We start from the raw sequence: 20,021 nt of genomic DNA, 5'->3' as shown, positions 1-20,021 counted from the left end.
GCAATGAGCCTGATCGACACGCTCACCAATCCCGGCTTCATCGCCTCCGCGATGACGGCCGTTGCGGTGGCGGCCACCGTGGTAACGATCGGCCTGCCGCTGCTCGAACGCAACGAGATGCGCGAGCGGATGAAGGCGGTGGCACTGGAGCGCGAGCGCATCCGCGCCCGCGAACGCGAGCGGCTCAGCGCGCAGGGCAAGTCCGGCGCCAAGCCGGTGCTGCGTTCGACGCCCGGCGCCATGGCGCGGCGGATCGTCGAGCAGTTCAACCTCCGGCAATGGCTGAGTTCCGATACCGCGACCGAGAAGCTGATGCGCGCCGGCCTGCGCGGCCCCAAGGCCGAGACCGCGTTCCTCGTCGCCCGGCTCGCGGCGCCGCTTGGGTTGATGGCGGTCGTCGGGCTCTATCTCCTCGCCAACAGCAAGCTCGCGCTGCCCTTCGCCGGCAAGGCCGCACTGATGATCGGCGCGGCCTATCTCGGCATCAAGCTGCCGGAGATCTATCTCGCCAACCTCACCGCCAAGCGGCAGGCCTCGATGCGGCGCGCCTTCCCCGACGCGCTCGACCTGTTGCTGATCTGCGTCGAATCCGGCATGTCGATCGAGCACGCCTTCCGCAAGGTCGCGACCGAGATCGGCTCCTCCTCAGTGCCGCTCGCCGAGGAACTGGCGCTCACGACCGCCGAACTCTCCTATCTGCCGGAGCGCCGCCAGGCCTATGAGAACCTTGCCCGGCGCACCGATCTCGATTCGGTCAAGTCGGTTTCGACGGTGCTGATCCAGGCCGAGCGCTACGGCACGCCGCTCGGGCAGGCGCTGCGCGTCCTCGCGCAGGAGAGCCGTGACCAGCGCATGACGGCGGCGGAGAAGAAGGCCGCCGCGCTGCCGCCGAAGCTCACGGTGCCGATGATCGTGTTCTTCATGCCGGCGCTCTTCATCGTCATCCTGACACCGGCGCTGATCCAGATTTTCAAGTGGCGCTGAAGGCGGTGCCCGCTCCTCAGCCGCGCCGGGGCGTCGCCGGGTTGCGGCTGGCCGCTGCGGGGCGGGGCGGTGCCACGTCTGCGGTGCGGCCGGCGCCGCCATCGAGGCTGTCGGCCTCGGCGTTCCGGCCCTGGAGCCGCAGCGCCAGCGCGAGATTGGCGCGCACCCGGGCGTCGGCACCCGGTTGCGCCGCCGCCAGACGAAGATATTCCTCGGCCTTGGCGAGATCGCGCGTCAGCAGATGCGACAGCCCGAGATTGTTGAGGATTCCGGGCTGGTTCGGCGCAATCGCCAGCGCCTGGGCATAGAAGGCGCGGGCGCGGACATGGTCGCCGAGCTGATCCGCGACGCTGCCCTGCGTCGAGAGCACCCGCCAGTCCGGCCGGTCGGCGCTGTGCGCGTTGACGAGCACGCTGCGCGCCTCCTCGAACCGGCCGACCTCGGCGAGCGCGCGCCCATAGGCGGCGGCGATCTCGGCATCGCCGACATTGCTGATCGAGGCGCGCTGGAGCACCGCCACCGCCTGGCCGTGCTGCCCGGCCTGGCGGAGCGCCTGGGCGAAATCGAGCGAGGCGCGCTTCTCGCCGGGGTTCCGGTCATAACGGCGCCCGAGTTCGGCAAGATCCGCCGACGCGGCCGGGATGGCCTGCTCCCGTCCCGCATCCCGCAGCGACCCGGTGAACTGACCGAGGCGCCCGGCCGAGCAGCCTGCGAGCGCCAGCGTCGAAAGGGTCGCGACAAGAAGGGTCGCGGTACGCCGCCGTCCCGTCTCCGCCTGCATCCCGCCCATGCGCCGCGCTCCCGTCTTGTCGCTTCACGGCACAGGAATAACTCGTTAACCCTAACCACCCGTTAACCGACCCGCGATTCCCCCATGACCGAGACCGCCACCGGCGCAGCCGGGCCCGTCATCCCCGTCCATCTCGTGAGCGAGGCCACCTGGCCGGATGTGCGGGCTTCCCTGCCTTCCGTCGCGCGCGCCTTCGCCGAGGCGAGCGCCTTCCAGCCGAAATCGGGGCGCCTCGCGCTGCTGCCGGGGGCGTCCGGCATGCTCGAAGCCGTGCTGCTGGGCTGCGGTGAGGACGAGGGACTCGCCGAGACGCCGTTCCTGCTCGGCAAGCTCGCGACCGATCTGCCCGCAGGCCGCTACGCGATCGCGGGTCCGCTCGCCCAGCCGGAGATCGCCTATCTCGGCTTCCTGCTGGGAGGATATCGGTTCGATCGCTTCAAGAATGCCGAGTCGCGGGCGGTGGAGCTGGCTCCGCCGCCGGGCATCGACGCCGCCGCCATGGCGCTGGTCGCCGACGCGGTGCGGGAGGGCCGCGATCTCATCAACAGCCCGGCCAACGCGCTCAACACCGCCGAACTCGCCGGGGCCGCCCGCGCGCTTGCGGCGCGGCACGGCGCCAGCCTGTCCGAGATCGCGGGCGACGACCTCCTGCGCGAGAATTTTCCGCTGATCCATGCCGTCGGGCGCGCGGCGGGCGGGCCGCCGCGCCTCGTCGATTTCGTCTGGGGCGATCCGGCCGCACCGAAGGTGACGCTGGTCGGCAAGGGCGTCGTGTTCGATACCGGCGGGCTGAACCTCAAGCCGGACAATTCCATGCTGCTGATGCGCAAGGATATGGGCGGCGCTGCGGCGGCGCTCACCGCCGCCGCGATCCTGATGGGGCTCGGCGCGCGCATCCGGTTGCGCGTCCTGCTGCCGATCGTCGAGAATGCCGTCTCCGGTAACGCCTTCCGTCCCGGCGACATCTATCGCGCCCGCAACGGAACCACGGTGGAGATCGGCAATACCGATGCCGAGGGCCGGCTTGTGCTCGCCGATGCGCTCGCTCTGGCCGACGAGGAGACGCCGGCGCTGCTCGTCGATTTCGCGACCCTGACCGGCGCCGCCCGCGTCGCGCTTGGCCCCGATCTGCCGCCCTTCTTCACGAATGACGACAGCCTCGCCGCAGACCTTGCGCGGATTGGCGCGCAGATCGCGGACCCGGTCTGGCGGCTGCCGCTATGGAAACCCTATCGCGCGATGCTCGATTCCAAATTCGCCGATCTCAACAATGTCGGATCCGGCGGCTTCGCCGGCGCGATAACGGCAGCCCTGTTCCTGGCGAATTTTGTTAAAAACGCAAAGACCTACTTGCATCTGGACATTTTCGGATGGAACCCAACCGCTAAGCCTGCGCGGCCGGAAGGGGGGGAACCGCAGGCTGCACGCCTGATCGCCGCGACGATCATCGAGAGATACGGCAAAAATTCCACCAATGGTTGAGACGCGCCATCCTGACACTTGAGCCGCGTTTATGATACGGAGGTGAAACGATTGGGATTTCCCCCAAAAGGGGACAGGTGGGAGAGCCATTGCGGGTATGAGCGTGAGGTTGCGTCCCATTCAGGCGCTCAGGCTCTGGCACGAAGTCGGACTCGCGCTGGTGCGCGGCAACGGTGTCGACCTGACCTCGCGGCAACTCGCGGTTTTGCTGACCATCTATCTCGAGCCGCCGCCGCACACCGTCCGCGGCCTGGCGGCGAAGCTCGGCGTGACGAAGCCGGTCATCACCCGCGCCCTCGACGCGATGGGCGACATGGATCTGGTCTCGCGCCGGCGCGATCCCGCCGACCGGCGCAATGTCATCATCCAGCGCACGGTGCGCGGCGCGCTGTTCCTCGACGAGTTGGGAGATCTCATCGCGGCGCGCGCGGCCGAACTGGCGCCGTAAGCCGCGTGCCGTTGCGCAACCGACCGGAATCGGCTTCGTTTGCCGCATGAGCATGTCTCCGACCGCGCTCGATCCGCGGGTCAACCCGTTCCGTCCCGATCTCGCCGCCAGCGCCCTGCGCGGGCGGGTCGAGGCCGCGCGTTTCGTCTCCGGCCGGGTGTTCCGTGTCATCCGGTCGAGTGTGCCGCTTCGCCGGAACCCCGACGAGTCGCTCGGCTTCGAGACCGAATTGCTGTTCGGGGAGGAATTCACGATCTACGAGACACGCGGGCGCTGGGTCTGGGGTCAGGCGGCGCGCGACGGCTATGTCGGCTATGCCCCCCGCGCTGCCTTCGCGCGGGAGGATGGGGCCGATCCGCCGACGCACCGGATCGCGGCGCTGCGCGCCTTCCTCTATCCCGGCCCGACGATCAAGACCGCGCCGCTCGGCTTCCTGCCGCATGGCGCGCAGGTGCGGATCACGGCGATGGAGGGGCGCTTCGCCCGCATCGCGGAGGGCTGGTTCTTCGCCGAGGCGGCGGTGCCGCTCGATGTCGTTGTCGCGGATCCGGTCGCCGAGGCGGAGCGCTTTCTCGGCACGCCCTATCTCTGGGGCGGCAAGACAAGCCTCGGACTCGATTGCTCGGGCCTCGTGCAGAGCGCCTGTTTCGCGGCCGGCATCCCCGCCCCGCGCGACAGCGACATGCAGGAAGCGGCGCTCGGCGCGCCGATGCCGCTGCCGGCGGATCCCGCGGCGTTCCGGCGCGGCGATCTGCTGTTCTGGCCGGGTCATGTCGCGTTCTGCCAGGGCGGCGGTCGGATGATCCATGCCACGGCCTTCGCCATGGCCGTGATCAGCGAGGAGATCGCGCCGGCGCTCGCGCGGATCGCGCGGGATGGCGCGCCGCTGCGCAGCGCCCGTCGCCTCCCGCAATCGTGAGGGGGATAGCGCCGGCGCCCCTTTGCCCGGAACGGATTTTGCTGCGACACTGGCGCGAAACGCCGGAGGGATCGATGCCCGCCCGTCTTGCCCCGTTCCTGCTCGCCGCCTTCGCGCTTCTCGCCGCGCCTGCCGCCGCGCAAACCCAGCCCGCCCCGCCCTGGATCGAGACCGGGCCGGAGGTCGATGTCGCCCTGGTGCTGGCGGTCGATATTTCCTATTCGATGGATCTTGAGGAGCAGGCGCTTCAGCGCGAGGGTTATGTCGCCGCCCTGACCTCGCCCGCCGTGATCGACGCGATCCGCAAGGGCATGGTGGGGCGGATCGCCGTCACCTATCTCGAATGGGCCGGCGTCGCGACGCGCAACATCGTCGTCGACTGGACGATCATCGAGGATGAGCGATCCGCGCGCGCCTTCGCCGATCAGCTGAAGGCCGCGCCGATCCGCCGGGCGCGGCGCACCTCGGTGTCGAACGCGATCGATTTCGGCATGGATCGTCTGCACGCGACCAATCTCCGCGCCATCCGCCGCGTGATCGATATTTCCGGAGACGGGCCGAACAACGAGGGGGCGCCCGTCACCCGGGCGCGGGACCGCGCGCTCGCGGCGGGAGTGATCATCAACGGCCTGCCTGTGGTGCTCGACCGCGGCTATCGCTCGTCCTTCGACATCGAGGGGCTCGACGAATATTTCGAGGATTGCGTGATCGGGGGGCCCGGCGCCTTCATGATCGCCGTCGTGGATCGCGCCCAGTTCGCCGATGCGATCCGCGCCAAGATCCTCCGCGAGGTGGCGCAGAATGGCCAATCGGATCTGCCGGCGGCGCCGCGCCGCCGCGCACGCGCCGATTGCCTGATCGGCGAGAAATTGTGGCGGCAGAACTGGGAGCGCAACTGATCAGGTGCCGCGCGGCTTGGCCCGTGCGGTCGGCGCCGCGGCGGCCGGATCCTCCGGCCAGGGATGTTTCGGGTAGCGCCCGCGCATATCGGCCCGGACATCGGCCCAGGAGCCGCGCCAGAAGCCGGGCAGGTCGCGCGTGATCTGGATCGGCCGATGCGCCGGCGAGAGCAGTTCGAGCGTCAGCGGCAGGCGCCCGCCGGCGATTGCGGGATGGGTTCTGAGTCCGAACAATTCCTGCACGCGGATCGCGACGGCCGGCGCGCCTTCGCCCTCGTAGCGGATCGGGTGGGTATTGCCGGTCGGCGCGACGAATTCCGTCGGCGCTTCCGCGTCGAGCCGTCGGCGCAGGGCGAAGGGCAGCAGCGCGTCGAGCGCCGCGCCGAGCGTCTCGGCATCGATCTCGGCCAGACGGGTCCGGCCGATCAGGAACGGCGCCAGCCATGTGGCCGCCGTGGCGGCGAGCGCCGTCTCGGAAAGATCGGGCCACGAATCCGGATCGCCCGCGCGCACGAAACCGACCCTGTCGCGCAGCCGCATCTGCGCCTTCGACCAGCCGAGGCGGTCGATCCCGTGCCGGGCCGCCGCCGCCGCGAGGATGCCGGCGCTGGCCTCGTCGCGCGGAACCGGCAGGGTCTGCTGGTCGAGCACAAGCGCGAGCAGGCGCGCCACCCGCCGCCGGCGCAGCGCCTCGGCGGCGGAATCGAAGATCGTCGCCTCTTCCACCCGGATCTGCGATTCAAACAGCCGGTCGATCTCGCGCCGTTCGAGCGGTGCCGCCAGCGTGATCCGCGCCCGGCCCGCCGATCCGGCGAGATCGAGCGCCACAAGATAGGCCGAAGCAGCCAGGGGATCGGCGGCGTCGAGCGCCGCGATCCGACCATTCGCCAGGTTGAAGGCGCCGTCACCGCGTGCCTTGCCGATCCGGTCCGGAAAGGCGAGCGCGGCGAGCGCGCCGGGGGGCAGGGGCTCGGCAGGGACCTCGTCCCGCGTCGCTTCCGCCGCGCGCCGTGCCCATTGCGCGGCCATGCCGCGCACGGCCTGCGCGCGAGGCCCGCGCTCCTCCGCGAGCCGGTCGAGCCGGACGAGAAGATCGGTCGCGCTACCACCGGGACCGCGTTCGGACAGCAATGCCGCCATCCGCGCCGCTGTCTCGCCCTGACCGCGCCGCGCTCCCTCCAGAACCAGCGCCGCGAGCCGCGGTGCGAGCGGCAGCCGCCGCAAGGCACGGCCGCGCGCGGTGATCCGCCCCGCATCATCGAGCGCCCCGAGCCCGGCGAGCAGCCGCTCCGCCTCCGCCAACGCCGCCGGCGGCGCGGGATCGAGCAGCCGCAGCGCATCCGGTGCGGCACCCCAGGCCGCGCAATCGAGCCGAAACCCCGCGAGATCGGCATCGAGGATCTCCGGGCGGTTGAAGGCGACGAGCCCCTGATCCTGCGCCTGATCCCATAATCGGATGGCGATTCCGGGTTCCGTCCGGCCGGCGCGCCCCCGGCGCTGATCCGCCGAAGCACGGCTGACCCGCACGGTTTCCAGCCGCGATATGCCGAGATCGGGCTCGTAGCGCGGCACGCGGGCGAGCCCGGAATCGACGACGATCCGCACGCCCTCGATCGTCAGCGAGGTTTCGGCGATGGCGGTCGCGAGCACGATCTTGCGCTGTCCCGGCGGCGCGGGGCGGATCGCCGCATCCTGCCGCGCCGGGTCGAGCGCGCCGTAGAGCGGGCAGAGTTCGGCATCGGCCGGCAGCCCCCCTTCCGCAAGCAGCTGCGCCACGCGTTCGATCTCGCCCTGGCCGGGCAGGAAGGCGAGGATCGAGCCGGTTTCGACCGCCAGCGCGGCGCGGATCGCCGTCGCCATCTGCGGCGCGATCGGCTGGCCGGGATCGCGACCGCGATAGCGGGTCTCGATCGGGAAGCTGCGGCCCTCGGAGCGGATCAGCGGTGCCGCGCCGAGCAGGGTTGCAAGACGGGCATCGTCGAGCGTCGCGCTCATCACGAGGAGCCGGAGATCGGGCCGCAGCGCCTCCCGCGTCTCGAGCGCCAAAGCAAGCCCGAAATCGGCGTCGAGCGAGCGCTCGTGGAATTCGTCGAAAAGCACCGCCGCGATTCCGGCCAGCGCCGGATCGTCGACGATCATCCGCGCGAACACCCCCTCGGTGACGACGAGGATGCGGGTGGCTGCGGATTCGCGGGTCTCGAAGCGCGTGCGCAGACCGATGATGCCGCCAAGCGGCTCGTCGAGCAGGGCGGCCATGCGCGCGGCGGCGGCACGCGCGGCGATGCGGCGCGGTTCGAGGACGAGGATGGCGCCGTCACCGCGCCAGGGCGCTTCGAGCAGCGCCAGCGGCACGATCGTCGTCTTGCCGGCGCCGGGCGGCGCCACCAGCATCGCCTGCCCCGGCCCGGCAAGCGCGGCGAGGAGATCGGGCAGGGCGGCATCGATCGGCAGGACCGGGCGGCTGACGGGCAAGCGGAAACCTCGCGGGCGGAATGCTGCGCCCGGTTACCCCCCGACCCCGAAGGCCGCAAGCGTCGCCATGTTGACCAGATCGTTGTCCTTCGCCGCGATCGGCACGATCTGCACCGGCCGGTCGAACCCGACGAGCAGCGGGCCGATCACGGTCGATCCCCCGAGTTCCTGCAGCATCTTGGTGGCGATGGCGGCGGAATGGAAGGCCGGCATCACCAGCACATTGGCCGGGCCGGAAAGCCGGCAGAACGGGTAGGCCGCCATGATCTCGGGGTTGAGCGCGACATCCGCGCCCATCTCGCCGTCATATTCGAAATCAACGCGGATGCGGTCGAGGATCTCGACCGCCTCGCGCACGCGCGCCGAGCGCTCGGCCTCCGGGTTGCCGAAGGTCGAGAAGGCGAGCAGCGCCACCCGCGGCTGGTAGCCGAGCCGCCGCGCCGCGCCGGCGGCCTCGATCGCGATGTCGGCGAGTTCCTCGGCGGTCGGCATTTCGTGCACCGCCGTATCGGCCACGAGCACCGTCCGCCCGCGTGCCAGCACGAGACTGACCCCGATCGCGCGGTGGCCGGGCTTCTCGCTGATGACGCGGCGGATATCGGCGAGCGCGGCGGAATAATTGCGCGTGACGCCGGTCACCATTGCATCGGCATCGCCGAGCGCGACCATCGACGCTGCGAAAGCGTTGCGGTCGTTGTTGATCAGCCGCTGGCAATCGCGGAACAGATAGCCCTGCCGCTGGAGCCGTTCGTAAAGGAACTGTGCATAGGCGGCGTTGCGCGTCGAGAGCCGGGCGTTATGGATCTCGATGCCGGCCTTGATCTCGATGCCGGCCGCCTCGGCCGCCGCCATCACGCGCTCCTCGCGCCCGACCAGCACGGCGGTGCCGAGCCCCTGGTTGCCGAAGCTGACGGCGGCGCGGATCACCGCCTCCTCCTCGCCCTCCGCGAACACGACGCGCTTCGGCCGGCGGCGCACCTGCTCGAACACGCGCGCGAGCACGCCCGCCACCGGATCGCGCCGATGCGCGAGCGCGCGGCCGTATTCGGCGAGGCTCTTCAGCGGCTTGCGCGCGACGCCGGTTTCCATCGCCGCCTGGGCCACCGCGCCCGAGACGCGGGCCATCAGGCGCGGATCGAAGGGCACCGGAATGATGTAGTCGCGCCCGAAGCGCGGCCGCGCGCCGGCATAGGCGGCGGCGACATCATCCGGCACGTCCTCGCGGGCCAGCGTGGCCAGCGCCTTCGCCGCCGCGATCTTCATTTCCATGTTGATCGTGGTCGCCTGCACGTCGAGCGCGCCGCGGAACAGATAGGGGAAGCCGAGCACGTTGTTGACCTGGTTCGGATAATCCGAGCGCCCGGTCGCCATGATGGCATCGTCGCGGATCTCGGCCACCTCTTCCGGCGTGATCTCCGGATCGGGATTGGCCATCGCGAAGATGATCGGGTTCGGCGCCATCGCCGCGACCATGGCCCTGGTCAGCGCCCCCTTCTGCGAGAGGCCGAAGAAGGCATCCGCGCCTTCGAGCGCCTGGGCGAGCGTGCGCCGGTCGGAGCGCACGGCATGCGCGCTCTTCCACTGGTTCATGCCCTCCTCGCGGCCCTGATAGATCACCCCCTTGGTGTCGCAGAGCATCACGTTGTCGGGCTTGAACCCCATCGCCTTCAGCAGTTCCACGCAGGCGATCCCCGCCGCGCCGGCGCCGTTGACGACGAGCCGCGTCGAGTGGATGTCCCGGCCCGTCAGTTCCAGCGCGTTCAGAAGTCCCGCGGCGGCGATGATCGCGGTGCCGTGCTGATCGTCATGGAAGACGGGGATGTCCATCAATTCCTTGAGACGCTGCTCGATGATGAAGCATTCCGGCGCCTTGATGTCCTCGAGATTGATGCCGCCGAAGGAGGGGCCGAGATGGCGCACCGCGTTGATGAACGCCTCCGGATCCTCGGTATCGATCTCGAGATCGATGGAATCGATATCGGCGAAGCGCTTGAAGAGCACGCTCTTGCCTTCCATCACCGGCTTGGAGGCGAGCGCGCCGAGATTGCCGAGCCCGAGGATCGCGGTGCCGTTCGAGATCACCGCGACGAGATTGCCGCGTGCGGTGTAATCGAAGGCGGTGGCGGGGTTCTTGGCGATCGCCAGCACGGGCACCGCGACGCCGGGCGAATAGGCAAGCGAAAGATCGCGCTGCGTCGCCATGGGCTTGGTAGGAACGATCTCGAGCTTGCCCGGCTTGCCGCGCGCGTGGAAATCGAGCGCCTCCTGATCGGTGAAGGTCGGTCGGGGGCGCTTCTTGGGCTGGGTCGAATCAGGCATCGGGAGCAACTCGGGCGTTTCCGGAAGGGCGCCTTCTGGGGGCGGGCTGAACACCGTATTGGCGTTGTCCCCAATGCTCAAGCCGCGACCGAGGCAAAATCCGGCGCCGGATTCGGAATCGCGCCGGCGGCGTGGTAACTCGACCGGATCATTCCGGAAGCCGAACGCCTGATGCGCGACCCCGCCTTTGATCCGCCGCAGGAGCCTTACGAGGCGCCGTCGCCCGTGCACAACGAAGCGGCGCGGGCAACGCCCTCGATGGCGCAATATATCGAGATCAAGGCCGCAAACCCGGATTGCCTGCTGTTCTACCGGATGGGCGATTTCTACGAATTGTTCTTCGCCGATGCCGAGATCGCCGCGCGGACCCTCGGCATCGTGCTCACGAAGCGTGGCCGGCATGCCGGGCAGGATATCCCGATGTGCGGGGTGCCGGTCGTTCGCGCCGACGAATATCTCCAGCGCCTCATCGCCGCCGGGCATCGCGTGGCGGTGTGCGAGCAGCTCGAAGACCCGGCCGAGGCGCGCAAGCGCGGCGCCAAGGCCGTGGTGAGGCGCGATGTCGTCCGCATCGTCACCCCCGGCACCATCACCGAGGAGGGGCTGCTTGACGCGCGCCGCGCCAACATGCTCGTCGCGCTGGCGCGACAGAAGGCCGAGGGCGGCAGCCATGATTACGCCCTGGCTGCCGTCGACATCTCGACAGGCGAATGCCGGCTCGCCTTGGTGGACGCCGCCGACCTTGCCGGCGAGATCGACCGGCTTGATCCGAGCGAATTGCTGGTTCCGGATGCACTCCGCGAAGATCCGGCGCTTTCCGGGCTGCTGAACGATCCGCGCGCCGCCGTCACGCGGCTTCCGCGCGAGGGCTTCGACCCGGCGAGCGGCGAGAGCCGTGTCGCTGCCTATTACGGGGTCGCGACGCTGGCCGGCTTCGGCACATTCAGCCGCCCCGAAATCGCCGCGCTCGCCGCGATCATCGTCTATCTCGAACGGACCCAGCTTCAGGCCCGTCCGCCGCTGATGCCGCCGCGTCGCATCGCCCGTTCGGCGACCATGGCCATCGACGCCGCGACGCGCGCCAATCTCGAACTGGTGCGCACGCTCGGCGGCGCGCGCGAGGGGAGCCTGCTCGCGACCATCGACGAGACGGTGAGCCCCGGCGGCGGACGCCTGCTCGCGCAATGGCTGGCCGGCCCGCTGACCGATCCCGGCGCGATCCGGGCCCGGCATGACGCGGTCTCGGCGCTGGTCGCGGATGGCGAGGCCCGCCGCGATCTTCGGCAGCGGCTCCGGCGCTGCCCGGACATGCCGCGGTCGCTCGCACGCCTCGCACTCGATCGGGCCGGCCCCCGCGACCTGATCGCGATCGGTCAGGCGCTGGTCGAGTGCGAGGGGATCGCCGCCCGCCTCACAGCACGCCCCGATCTTCCGGAAATGCTCGCGCGGCTGGGCCATGCGCTGCTCGCGGCGCCGGCGGCGCTCGGAGCCGGCCTGCTCGCGGCGCTGCGGGAGGATGTGCCGCTCCAGAAGCGGGATGGCGGCTTCATCCGCCCCGGTTTCGATGCCGTTCTCGACGAGTTGCACGCGCTGCGCGACAATTCCCGCGCGGTGATTGCCGGGCTCCAGACGCGCTACGCCGAGGAGACCGGCGCGCGCGGGCTGCGGATCAAGCACAACAACCAGCTCGGCTATTTCGTCGAGGTGCCGCAGGCGGTCGGCGAGGCGATGCTGCGCCCGCCGCTCGCCGCGACCTTCGTCCACCGCCAGACCATGGCCGGGGCGATGCGCTTCTCGACCGCCGAACTCTCCGCGCTCGAACATCGGATCGGCGAGGCTTCGGGGCGTGCCTTGCAGCGGGAACTCGACCATTTCGCCGCCTTCGCCGCCGAAATCGCGGCCGCCGACGCTGCGATCCGCGCCGGCGCCGAGGCGCTCGCGACGCTTGATGTCCTCGCCGGTCTCGCCGAGATCGCCGATCGCGGCGGCTGGACGCGTCCGGAAATCACCGAGGATGCCACCTTCGCGATCGAGGAGGGGCGTCATCCGGTCGTCGAGCGCGCGATGCAGCGGGGCGGCAGCGCCTTCATCGCCAATCCCTGCGATCTTTCGCCCGAGGATCCGGGCGGCGCCGGGCGGATCCTGCTGGTGACGGGCGCCAACATGGCCGGCAAATCGACCTATCTCCGCCAGAATGCGCTGATCGCCATTCTCGCGCAGATGGGCGCCTTCGTTCCGGCGCGGCGGGCGCGGATCGGCATCGTCGATCGCCTGTTCAGCCGCGTCGGCGCGGCGGACGACCTCGCGCGCGGACGTTCGACCTTCATGGTCGAGATGGTCGAGACCGCGGCGATCCTCAATCAGGCCGGCCCGCGGGCGCTGGTGATCCTCGACGAGATCGGCCGCGGCACCGCGACCTATGACGGACTGTCGATCGCCTGGGCGGCGATCGAGCACCTGCATGATGTCAACCGCTGCCGGGCGCTGTTCGCGACGCATTTCCATGAACTCACCGCCCTTTCGGCGAAGCTCGGGCGCCTGCATCCGGTGACGATGAAGGTCGCCACCTACAAGGGCGATGTCGTCTTCCTGCACGAGGTGGTTCCCGGGGCTGCCGACCGCTCCTACGGCATCCAGGTCGCGAAGCTGGCCGGGCTGCCGCCGGGCGTCATCCGCCGCGCAGGCGCCATCCTCGCCGAACTGGAGAAGGCGGATCGCGCCGCCCCCGTGACGCGGCTCGTGGATGACCTGCCGCTGTTTCGTGCCGTCCAGCCACCGCCCGCCCCGGACGCTTTGCGCGCCGCGCTCGACGCGATCCGGCCGGACGAGATGACCCCGCGCGAGGCACTCGACGCGCTCTACCGCCTCAAGGCTCTGGCGGACCCGGCGACCTGAGCGCGACGCATGGCCGCGGCCGGCAATCATGCGACGCGGCCTCTTGCGGCGGGGGATTTGAGCGCCTAGTTTAGATTTATTCTAAATCATGCGCCGGTCCTGCCATGCCCATGTCCGCGATTCTCCCGTTCCGCCGCCGGTCGATCGACGATCTGACCGAACGGGAACTGATTGCCCTGGCCGTTTTCAGCGAGGAGGACGATGCGCGCCGCTACCAGGATTTTGCGGATGCCTGCGCCGGCTCCTATCCCGCCTCGGCCGGGTTTTTCGCCGCCATGGCCGCGGAGGAGCGCGCGCATCGCGATTCCTTGCTCGCGCTCTATCGCGAGCGTTTCGGCGACATCCTGCCGCCGATCCGCACCGAGGAGATCCGGGGTCTGCCGCGCATGCCGGCGCCGCCTCCCGGCGCGGTCCTGGCGCAGCCGGAGCGGATGCGGTCCGAAGCCACGGCCCGCGAGCGCCGCGCGGAGACCTTCTATGCCGCGGCGGCGGCACGCTCCCGCGATGCCCGGCTTCGCGCGCTGTTCAACCATCTCGCCGAGGCCGAGCGCGGCCACGAGGAGCGGGCCGGACGGCTGGAGGCGGAGCATCTCACCGAGGCTGCGCGCGATGCAGAAAGCACGGCGCGCCATCGCCGCATCGTGCTCACCTATGTCCAGCCGGGGCTCGCGGGGTTGATCGACGGCTCGGTTTCGACGCTGGCACCACTCTTCGCGGCGGCCTTCGCGACGCAATCGAACAAGGAGACCTTCCTTGTCGGGCTCGCCGCCTCCGTCGGGGCCGGGATCTCGATGGGCATCACCGAGGCGATGAGCGATGACGGCATCATTTCCGGGCGCGGCGCGCCCTGGCTGCGGGGCCTCGTCTGCGGGCTGATGACCATGCTCGGTGGGCTCGGCCACACGCTGCCCTATCTCGTGCCGGATTCCTGGCCAAACGCCTTCCACATCGCGACACTGACGGCGGCGCTGATCGTCGCGGCAGAACTCGTGGCGATCGCCTGGATCCGCACGCATTATATGGAAACGCCGTTCCTGCGCTCGGTGTTCCAGGTCGTGGTCGGCGGCACGATGGTCCTGCTCGCCGGCATCTTCATCGGCAGCGCCTGAGCGCGGCCTGTTCAGCCGGCATCGCTTCCGGTCGCGAGGAAGGTGAAGACGCCGTCCTCCACCCCGACATGGATGCGCTCCAGCGCCTTCCGCTCGACCTGAAGTCCGAGGATGCGCCGCGACATCTCCGGCAGGATGGCGTTGGTCAGAATGTTGTCGACCATGCGTCCGCCGCTGGCGGGATCGTTGCACAGCCCGACGATCTTCTCGACCACCGCCGCGTCATAGGTGAAGGCCGCGCCGTGGTTCTCGCGGATCCGCTTCTCTATCCGGCCGAGCTGGAGCCGGACGATGCCGCCAAGCATCTCCGGCGAGAGCGGGAAATAGGGAATCGTCACGATGCGCCCGAGCAGGGCCGGCGGGAATACCTCCAGGAGATCCGGCTTGAGCGCGGCGGCGAGCTTCTCCGGGTCGGAGCGGAATTCCTCCTTCGCCGCGAGATGCATCAGCCGCTCGGTGCCGACATTCGAGGTGAGGATGATCAGCGTGTTGCGGAAATCGATCCGCCGTCCGGTCCCGTCCTCCATCATGCCCTTGTCGAAGACCTGGAAGAAGATCTCGTGTACGTCCGGATGCGCCTTCTCCACCTCGTCGAGCAGCACCACGGAATAGGGCTTGCGGCGCACGGCTTCCGTCAGCCGTCCGCCCTCGCCATAGCCGACATAGCCGGGCGGGGCGCCCTTGAGCGTGGAGACGGTATGCGCCTCCTGGAACTCGCTCATGTTGATGGTGATGATATTCTGCTCGCCACCGTAGAGCGCCTCGGCCAGCGCGAGTGCGGTTTCGGTCTTGCCGACGCCGGAGGGCCCGCAGAGCATGAAGACGCCGATCGGCTTGGAAGGGTTGTCGAGCTTGGCGCGGCTGGTCTCGATCCGCTTCGCGATCATCGCAAGACCGTGGTTCTGCCCGACGACGCGACGGTTGAGCATGTCCGGCAGCGTGAGCACCGCCTCGATCTCGTCCTTGACCATCCGCCCGACCGGGATCCCCGTCCAGTCCGAGACGATGGCGGCGACCGTGTCCGCGTCGACATGCGGGAAGATCATCCGGCTCTCGGGCGCCAGCGCATCGAGTTCCCGCGCCTTGGCACGCAGGGATTGCATCACCGCCTCGCGCTGGGCGGCTTCGGTATCGGAAATCGCCTCGCCGAGCCTGCCGCGCAGCGCCAGGATCTCGTCGATCAGCGCCTTTTCCCGCGCATGGTCCGCCTCGCGCGCCGCGAGGGCCGCGGCCAGCCTCTCGGTCTCGGCCTCGATTTCGGCGATGCGCCGGGCATTGTCGGCGCCGAGTTCCGCATCCTTGACGAGCGCAGCGCGCTCCTTGGCGCGGGCGGCGAGGGCGGCGCGCAGCTCCTCGATGCCGGCGGGGATCGTGCTCTGGCTGATCGCGACCCGCGCGCAGGCCGTGTCGAGCAGGCTCACGGCCTTGTCGGGCAATTGCCGGGCGGGGATATAGCGCTGCGAGAGCATCACCGCGGCCGTGATCGCGGCATCGGCGATGCGCACGCCGTGATGCGCCTCCATCGGCTTCAGGATGCCGCGCAGCATGTCGCAGCAGCGCTGCGCATCCGGCTCGTCGATCTGCACCGGCTGGAAGCGCCGCGTCAGCGCCGGGTCCTTCTCGATATATTGCCGGTATTCCGACCAGGTCGTCGCGGCGATGGTGCGCAGCGTGCCGCGCGCCAGCGGCGGCTTGAGCAGGTTGGCGGCATCGCCGGTGCCGGCCGCGCCGCCCGCGCCGATCAAGGTATGCGCCTCGTCGATGAAGAGGATCACCGGAATGGGCGAGGCCTGCACCTCGTCGATCACCGAGCGCAGCCGCTGCTCGAACTCGCCCTTCATCGAGGCGCCCGCCTGCATCAGCCCGACATCGAGCGCGCAGAGCCGCACGTCGCGCAAGGCCGGAGGCACGTCCCCGGCCACGATCCGCTGCGCGAGCCCCTCGACCACGGCGGTCTTCCCGACGCCGGCCTCGCCGGTGAGGATCGGGTTGTTCTGGCGCCGGCGCAGCAGCACGTCGATGATCTGCCGGATCTCGTCATCCCGTCCGAGAACCGGATCCATGCCGCCGGCCCGCGCCCTGGCCGTCAGGTCCTGGCTGAAGCGGTCCAGCGCCGTGGTGCCCTTCGCCCCCGCGCCCGGCTCTGGGGTGATCCCGGCGCCGTCCATCGGCCGCATCGCCTCCTCGGCGGAGCGCGCGAGCAATCGCCGATGCTCGGCGGCGAAGGTGTCGGTATTGATCTTCTGGAATTCCGGTGACACGGCCAGCAACGCCCGCCGCAATTCCGGTGATTTCAACGCCGCGAGCAGCAGATGCCCGGAGCGGATCTGCACCTCGCCGAAGAACAGCGTCGCGTAATGCCAGCCGCGATCGAGCAGGTCGACGATCGTGTTCGATACGCCCGGCATCTCGCTCTCGTTGCGACGGAAGCCGGCGATGACGTTCTGGCAATCGGCGAGCAGCTTTGCGCGGTCGAGCTTGAAATGGTCGGCGATAACCGGAATGTCCGTTCCCTCCGCCTGGAGCAGCGGAAAGAGCCAATGCGCCAGCTCGACATGGCGGTTCCCGGCCGATTTCGCGAGCCGCATGGCCTGAAGGAAGGCATCATAGCCGACACGATTCAATTTGCCGGCAACATTCTCAAGGCTGATATCGGTCATGCCCGGGCTCCCTCGCTGGCGGATTCGCGCGCCTCGCGCGCCGCGCGGGCCTGCCTGACCCGCATGTGAACATGGAAACGTGCATCGCGCCGGATCGTATCGCCGCTGATCGACCAGTCCGGTGCCATCCACGACGTCCAGCCCAGCCGGCCGGTCCGGCCGAGCACCATCGGTTTTGCCTCGCGGGCGGGCAAAGCGAGCTCGACATCCCAATCGAGCGCCTCGCCGAGATGGAAGGTCACGAGGTCGCTCAGGTGCTCGGCGCGCGGCCCTGTCGGCAGGTAGGTTTCGTATTCGGCGAGCGTCGCGGCATGGATGCGGATGCGGAACTTGTCGGCGACGCTGAACATCCGCTCGCCGAGCATCAGCGCGCCGCCGAGCGCGGCATTCTCCCCGCCGAGCCGGCTCCGTTCCCCGAAAGGCAGCAGCAGCCAGCTTCCGACGAATTCCTCGATCTCGCAGCGTGTGCCGAACACGCCCGTGAGCAGGGCGGCAAGCCGCGTCGCGCTCTTGGCCTGCGCGCCCATCAGCCCCGCGAAGCGGAGCTTGACCGCATCGGGCACCGAATCGAGATCGGCCGCCAGCGGCGAGCCGAGGCCGATCGAGGCGCCGATATAGGCCCGGAACCGGTCCTCGCGCGGCCTGTCCGCCTGCGCGATCGGCCGCGCATCGGCCCAGGCCCGGAAGAAGAGTTGGAGAAAGCGATTGTTGAACAGATCGAGGAAGCGCGCCAGCGCCTCGTCGTCGCGCGAAAGATAGGTCAGGGCTTCATCGGTTGTCGTCAGCGGCAATGCGCCCTGCGGGCCGAGCAAACCGAGGAAGCGGACGAGCACGCGCAACCGGCCGGCGCGGTCCGCCGTGGCTTTCGAGAGGTTCGAGGCGGGAAAGACCAGGAACGGATCCTGACCGAGCGTGACATATTCCTCGCGCAGCGCGCCGCTGTCGCCGATGCGCGGCGCCTGCGGGTTGCCGGCCTCGAGCGCGCGCATCACCGCGAAGAAATCGAACTGCTCCGGCGCGGCTTCCAGCGCGGCGGCGAGCGGGGCCGGCAGCGGCGGCGGCCGGTTGTGGCGCGCGCCCGCGCTCACAGCACCGCTCTCCGGCCGAGGCGCGGCGCGAAGCGCATCACCTCGCCGCGGCTCGTGGAGCGCAGCACCATCTGCGTGAAGGTGTTGAGATGCGCGTATTCGGCGAAGAATTCGTCGAGGATAGCGCCGAGCAGGAAGATGCCCGAGCCTTCGAAGGCCGCTTCGTCGATCGTGACGCCGATCTCGATCCCGCGCGCCACGCCCGCCCCCTCGCGGCGCTGCACCCGGCGGACCACCGGCTGGCTGGTGATGGCGCGCAACCCGGCGATCCGCCGTTCGGTGGCACTGTCGGCGGAATCGGCGAAGAGGCGCAGCGTCTCCTTCAGCATCCGCGCATCGGCGGCAGCGTTGTGGCTGGCGAAGCCGAGATGGTTGAGGCTCGCAAGGTTGAGCAGCCGCCACAGCGTCGAGCCGGTCGACCATGTTTCGGCGCGCCCGCGCTTCTGGCCGGCGATCGGTTCGCGCGGCGGGGTGGGGCCGGCGATGCAGGCAATGGCGAGTTCGGTGTCGTCGAGCAGCCGGAAATCCACCTTTCCGGAACCGACCGGCAGCAATTCCGGCAGGTGACGGTTCGAACACAGCGCGCGCACCGAGAGTTCCATCACCCGGTCCTCGCCCTGCGTCAGCGGGGTGGAGATCGACAGGAACATCTCGGTGCCGGTATATTCCGAGGCGGTGCCATAGCGCCGTTCGTCGGCGGTGCGTCGCCGCGGCAGCCGCCGCAAGGTGTAGGCGAGTTCGGCCGGATCGCCGTTGTCGAGCGCCGCGCCGTAGAGCGGCGGCACCGGGCGCTTCTCCTTGCCGCCTGGCCGGTGGGCATGCACGGCGAGGATGCGGTGCGGTTCGTAATCGAGCGGCCGGCTGCGATCGGGCACGACATGGTATTCGTGCAGGCCCGGCTTCACCGGCAGGCGATCCGTCGTCTTCTCGAACAGGTTGACCGCGGGCGCGGCGTAGAGCACCATGTTCTCCGGCTTCGCATAGGCCGGCAGCCGCGCATTGGCTTCGGAGAAGGCGAGCACGATCTCGAATTGCGCGGCACGGATCCGCGGCAGCACGGTCTCGAGCCCGGCAAGTTCGATGCCGAGGAACTTGCGCGGCAGGATGAAATATTCGCGCAGCAGGTCAAAGCCGCGGAACAGGCGGTGATCGACGGGCAGCAGGGCTTCGTCCTCGCCGAAACCGACAGGACGGATCGCCACCCCCGCGCCGGGCAGGATCACCGGGTCGCCGAAGGAATCGAGATAGCGGAAATGCAGCGACACGCGGCGCGCGAAGATCTGCTCGAGGAGCGCGATCGCATCCGCCTCCGGCCCGAGGAAATGGATCGGCAGGCGGCGGGTCCGGCAGGTGGAGACAAGCGCGCTCTCGTCCTCAGGCGCTGCGCCGCCCGCCAGCTCGTTCGCCGCGTTCGCAACGCTGCGGTGGCGCAGCGTGAGCACAAGCCCGGCGGTGGCGGCCGCCGTCAGCGGCACCCGCAGCGCCTGGAGCGGCGCCGCCGCCGCGAAATAGCGCGCGTTGCTGATCTCGAACGGCCAGAGCGTGACGTTGCTCGAAAGCCGGAACCGGCAGGCGACCGGGTTGTCCTTCTGTGCATGCACGGCCTCGATGATGCTCAGCCGGGGAATGACGCGGCCTTCCTTGAGCGCGGCATCGCCGAATTTCGGGGTGAAGCGCACCATGACCGCCGACGGCGTCGGTGCCAGCGCACCCGGCATCAGCTGTTCGAGCAGGTTTCCCGTGAATTCCGGGAATTCGTGCTTCATCTTCAATTGCACGCGCGCGGCGAGGAAGGCGGTGCCCTCGAGGAGGCCGGCGACCATCGGGTCGGTCCGTTCGGCAACAAGCCCGCCGAGCCGTTGCGCGATTTCCGGGTATTCCTCAGCGAATTCCTTTGCCTGCTCGTAAAGCAGCAGCAATTCGCGATTATAGAGATCGAGAAATTCGCGGTTCATC

The 20,021-nt window shown here is 69.6% G+C and carries 13 protein-coding genes; 7 read left to right on the top strand and 6 right to left on the bottom strand.

Annotated features, from left to right (window positions below):
- Nucleotides 1-9: 9 nt before the first annotated feature.
- Nucleotides 10-984: a type II secretion system F family protein gene (locus tag FWJ24_RS08680; RefSeq protein WP_425468920.1), complete on the top strand. Its 975-nt coding sequence runs from the start codon at nucleotides 10-12 to the stop codon at nucleotides 982-984.
- Nucleotides 985-1,000: 16 nt separating this feature from the next.
- Here the strand turns inward: FWJ24_RS08680 and FWJ24_RS08675 are convergent, their stop codons facing one another.
- On the bottom strand, nucleotides 1,001-1,774 hold the full coding sequence (locus FWJ24_RS08675) for a tetratricopeptide repeat protein (RefSeq protein WP_150287420.1): 774 nt from the start codon (nucleotides 1,772-1,774) through the stop codon (nucleotides 1,001-1,003).
- An 84-nt stretch (nucleotides 1,775-1,858) separates the two neighbouring features.
- Here FWJ24_RS08675 and FWJ24_RS08670 point away from each other — a divergent pair, with 84 nt between their 5' ends.
- From FWJ24_RS08670 to FWJ24_RS08655, 4 genes are all read left to right on the top strand, one after another.
- Nucleotides 1,859-3,256, top strand: a complete 1,398-nt coding sequence (locus FWJ24_RS08670; RefSeq protein WP_150287419.1) for a leucyl aminopeptidase family protein — start codon at nucleotides 1,859-1,861, stop codon at nucleotides 3,254-3,256.
- A 97-nt stretch (nucleotides 3,257-3,353) separates the two neighbouring features.
- A complete protein-coding gene (locus tag FWJ24_RS08665; RefSeq protein WP_150287418.1) occupies nucleotides 3,354-3,704 on the top strand; it encodes a MarR family transcriptional regulator in 351 nt (116 codons plus the stop codon).
- A 46-nt stretch (nucleotides 3,705-3,750) separates the two neighbouring features.
- The gene (locus tag FWJ24_RS08660; protein ID WP_342788604.1) at nucleotides 3,751-4,623 is read left to right on the top strand and encodes a C40 family peptidase; all 873 of its coding nucleotides are present in this window, start codon (nucleotides 3,751-3,753) and stop codon (nucleotides 4,621-4,623) included.
- Nucleotides 4,624-4,697: 74 nt separating this feature from the next.
- A complete protein-coding gene (locus tag FWJ24_RS08655; protein WP_150287417.1) occupies nucleotides 4,698-5,522 on the top strand; it encodes a DUF1194 domain-containing protein in 825 nt (274 codons plus the stop codon).
- On the opposite strand, the gene hrpB is transcribed toward FWJ24_RS08655, so the two are convergent.
- Together hrpB and FWJ24_RS08645 are read right to left on the bottom strand one after the other, a co-directional pair.
- Complete coding sequence (gene hrpB / locus FWJ24_RS08650) at nucleotides 5,523-7,994, bottom strand: ATP-dependent helicase HrpB (RefSeq protein WP_150287416.1); 2,472 nt, start codon at nucleotides 7,992-7,994, stop codon at nucleotides 5,523-5,525. It abuts the gene before it with no gap.
- 33 nt (nucleotides 7,995-8,027) lie between these two features.
- Nucleotides 8,028-10,313 carry an NADP-dependent malic enzyme gene (locus FWJ24_RS08645; RefSeq protein ID WP_150287415.1) on the bottom strand — a complete coding sequence of 762 codons (2,286 nt, stop codon included), beginning with the start codon at nucleotides 10,311-10,313 and terminating at the stop codon, nucleotides 8,028-8,030.
- Between the two features lie 171 nt (nucleotides 10,314-10,484).
- Here FWJ24_RS08645 and mutS point away from each other — a divergent pair, with 171 nt between their 5' ends.
- The gene (gene mutS, locus FWJ24_RS08640) at nucleotides 10,485-13,208 is read left to right on the top strand and encodes a DNA mismatch repair protein MutS (protein WP_150287414.1); all 2,724 of its coding nucleotides are present in this window, start codon (nucleotides 10,485-10,487) and stop codon (nucleotides 13,206-13,208) included.
- A 110-nt stretch (nucleotides 13,209-13,318) separates the two neighbouring features.
- Nucleotides 13,319-14,317 carry a ferritin family protein gene (locus FWJ24_RS08635; RefSeq protein ID WP_150287413.1) on the top strand — a complete coding sequence of 333 codons (999 nt, stop codon included), beginning with the start codon at nucleotides 13,319-13,321 and terminating at the stop codon, nucleotides 14,315-14,317.
- Nucleotides 14,318-14,328: 11 nt separating this feature from the next.
- On the opposite strand, the gene tssH is transcribed toward FWJ24_RS08635, so the two are convergent.
- From tssH to tssF, 3 genes are read right to left on the bottom strand one after another with little or no spacing between them, the layout of a single operon-like run.
- Nucleotides 14,329-16,977, bottom strand: coding sequence for a type VI secretion system ATPase TssH (gene tssH / locus FWJ24_RS08630; RefSeq protein WP_150287412.1), 2,649 nt, complete (start codon nucleotides 16,975-16,977; stop codon nucleotides 14,329-14,331).
- Nucleotides 16,974-18,065, bottom strand: a complete 1,092-nt coding sequence (gene tssG, locus FWJ24_RS08625) for a type VI secretion system baseplate subunit TssG (protein WP_246155621.1) — start codon at nucleotides 18,063-18,065, stop codon at nucleotides 16,974-16,976. Before tssG ends, tssH begins: the two co-directional genes overlap by 4 nt.
- On the bottom strand, nucleotides 18,062-20,020 hold the full coding sequence (gene tssF, locus FWJ24_RS08620) for a type VI secretion system baseplate subunit TssF (protein ID WP_150287411.1): 1,959 nt from the start codon (nucleotides 20,018-20,020) through the stop codon (nucleotides 18,062-18,064). Before tssF ends, tssG begins: the two co-directional genes overlap by 4 nt.
- Between the last annotated feature and the right edge of the window lies 1 nt (nucleotide 20,021).

The organism is Rhabdaerophilum calidifontis (assembly GCF_008641065.1).
Lineage (GTDB): Bacteria > Pseudomonadota > Alphaproteobacteria > Rhizobiales > Beijerinckiaceae > Rhabdaerophilum > Rhabdaerophilum calidifontis.
This window is presented reverse-complemented; position numbering and strand designations above follow the sequence as displayed.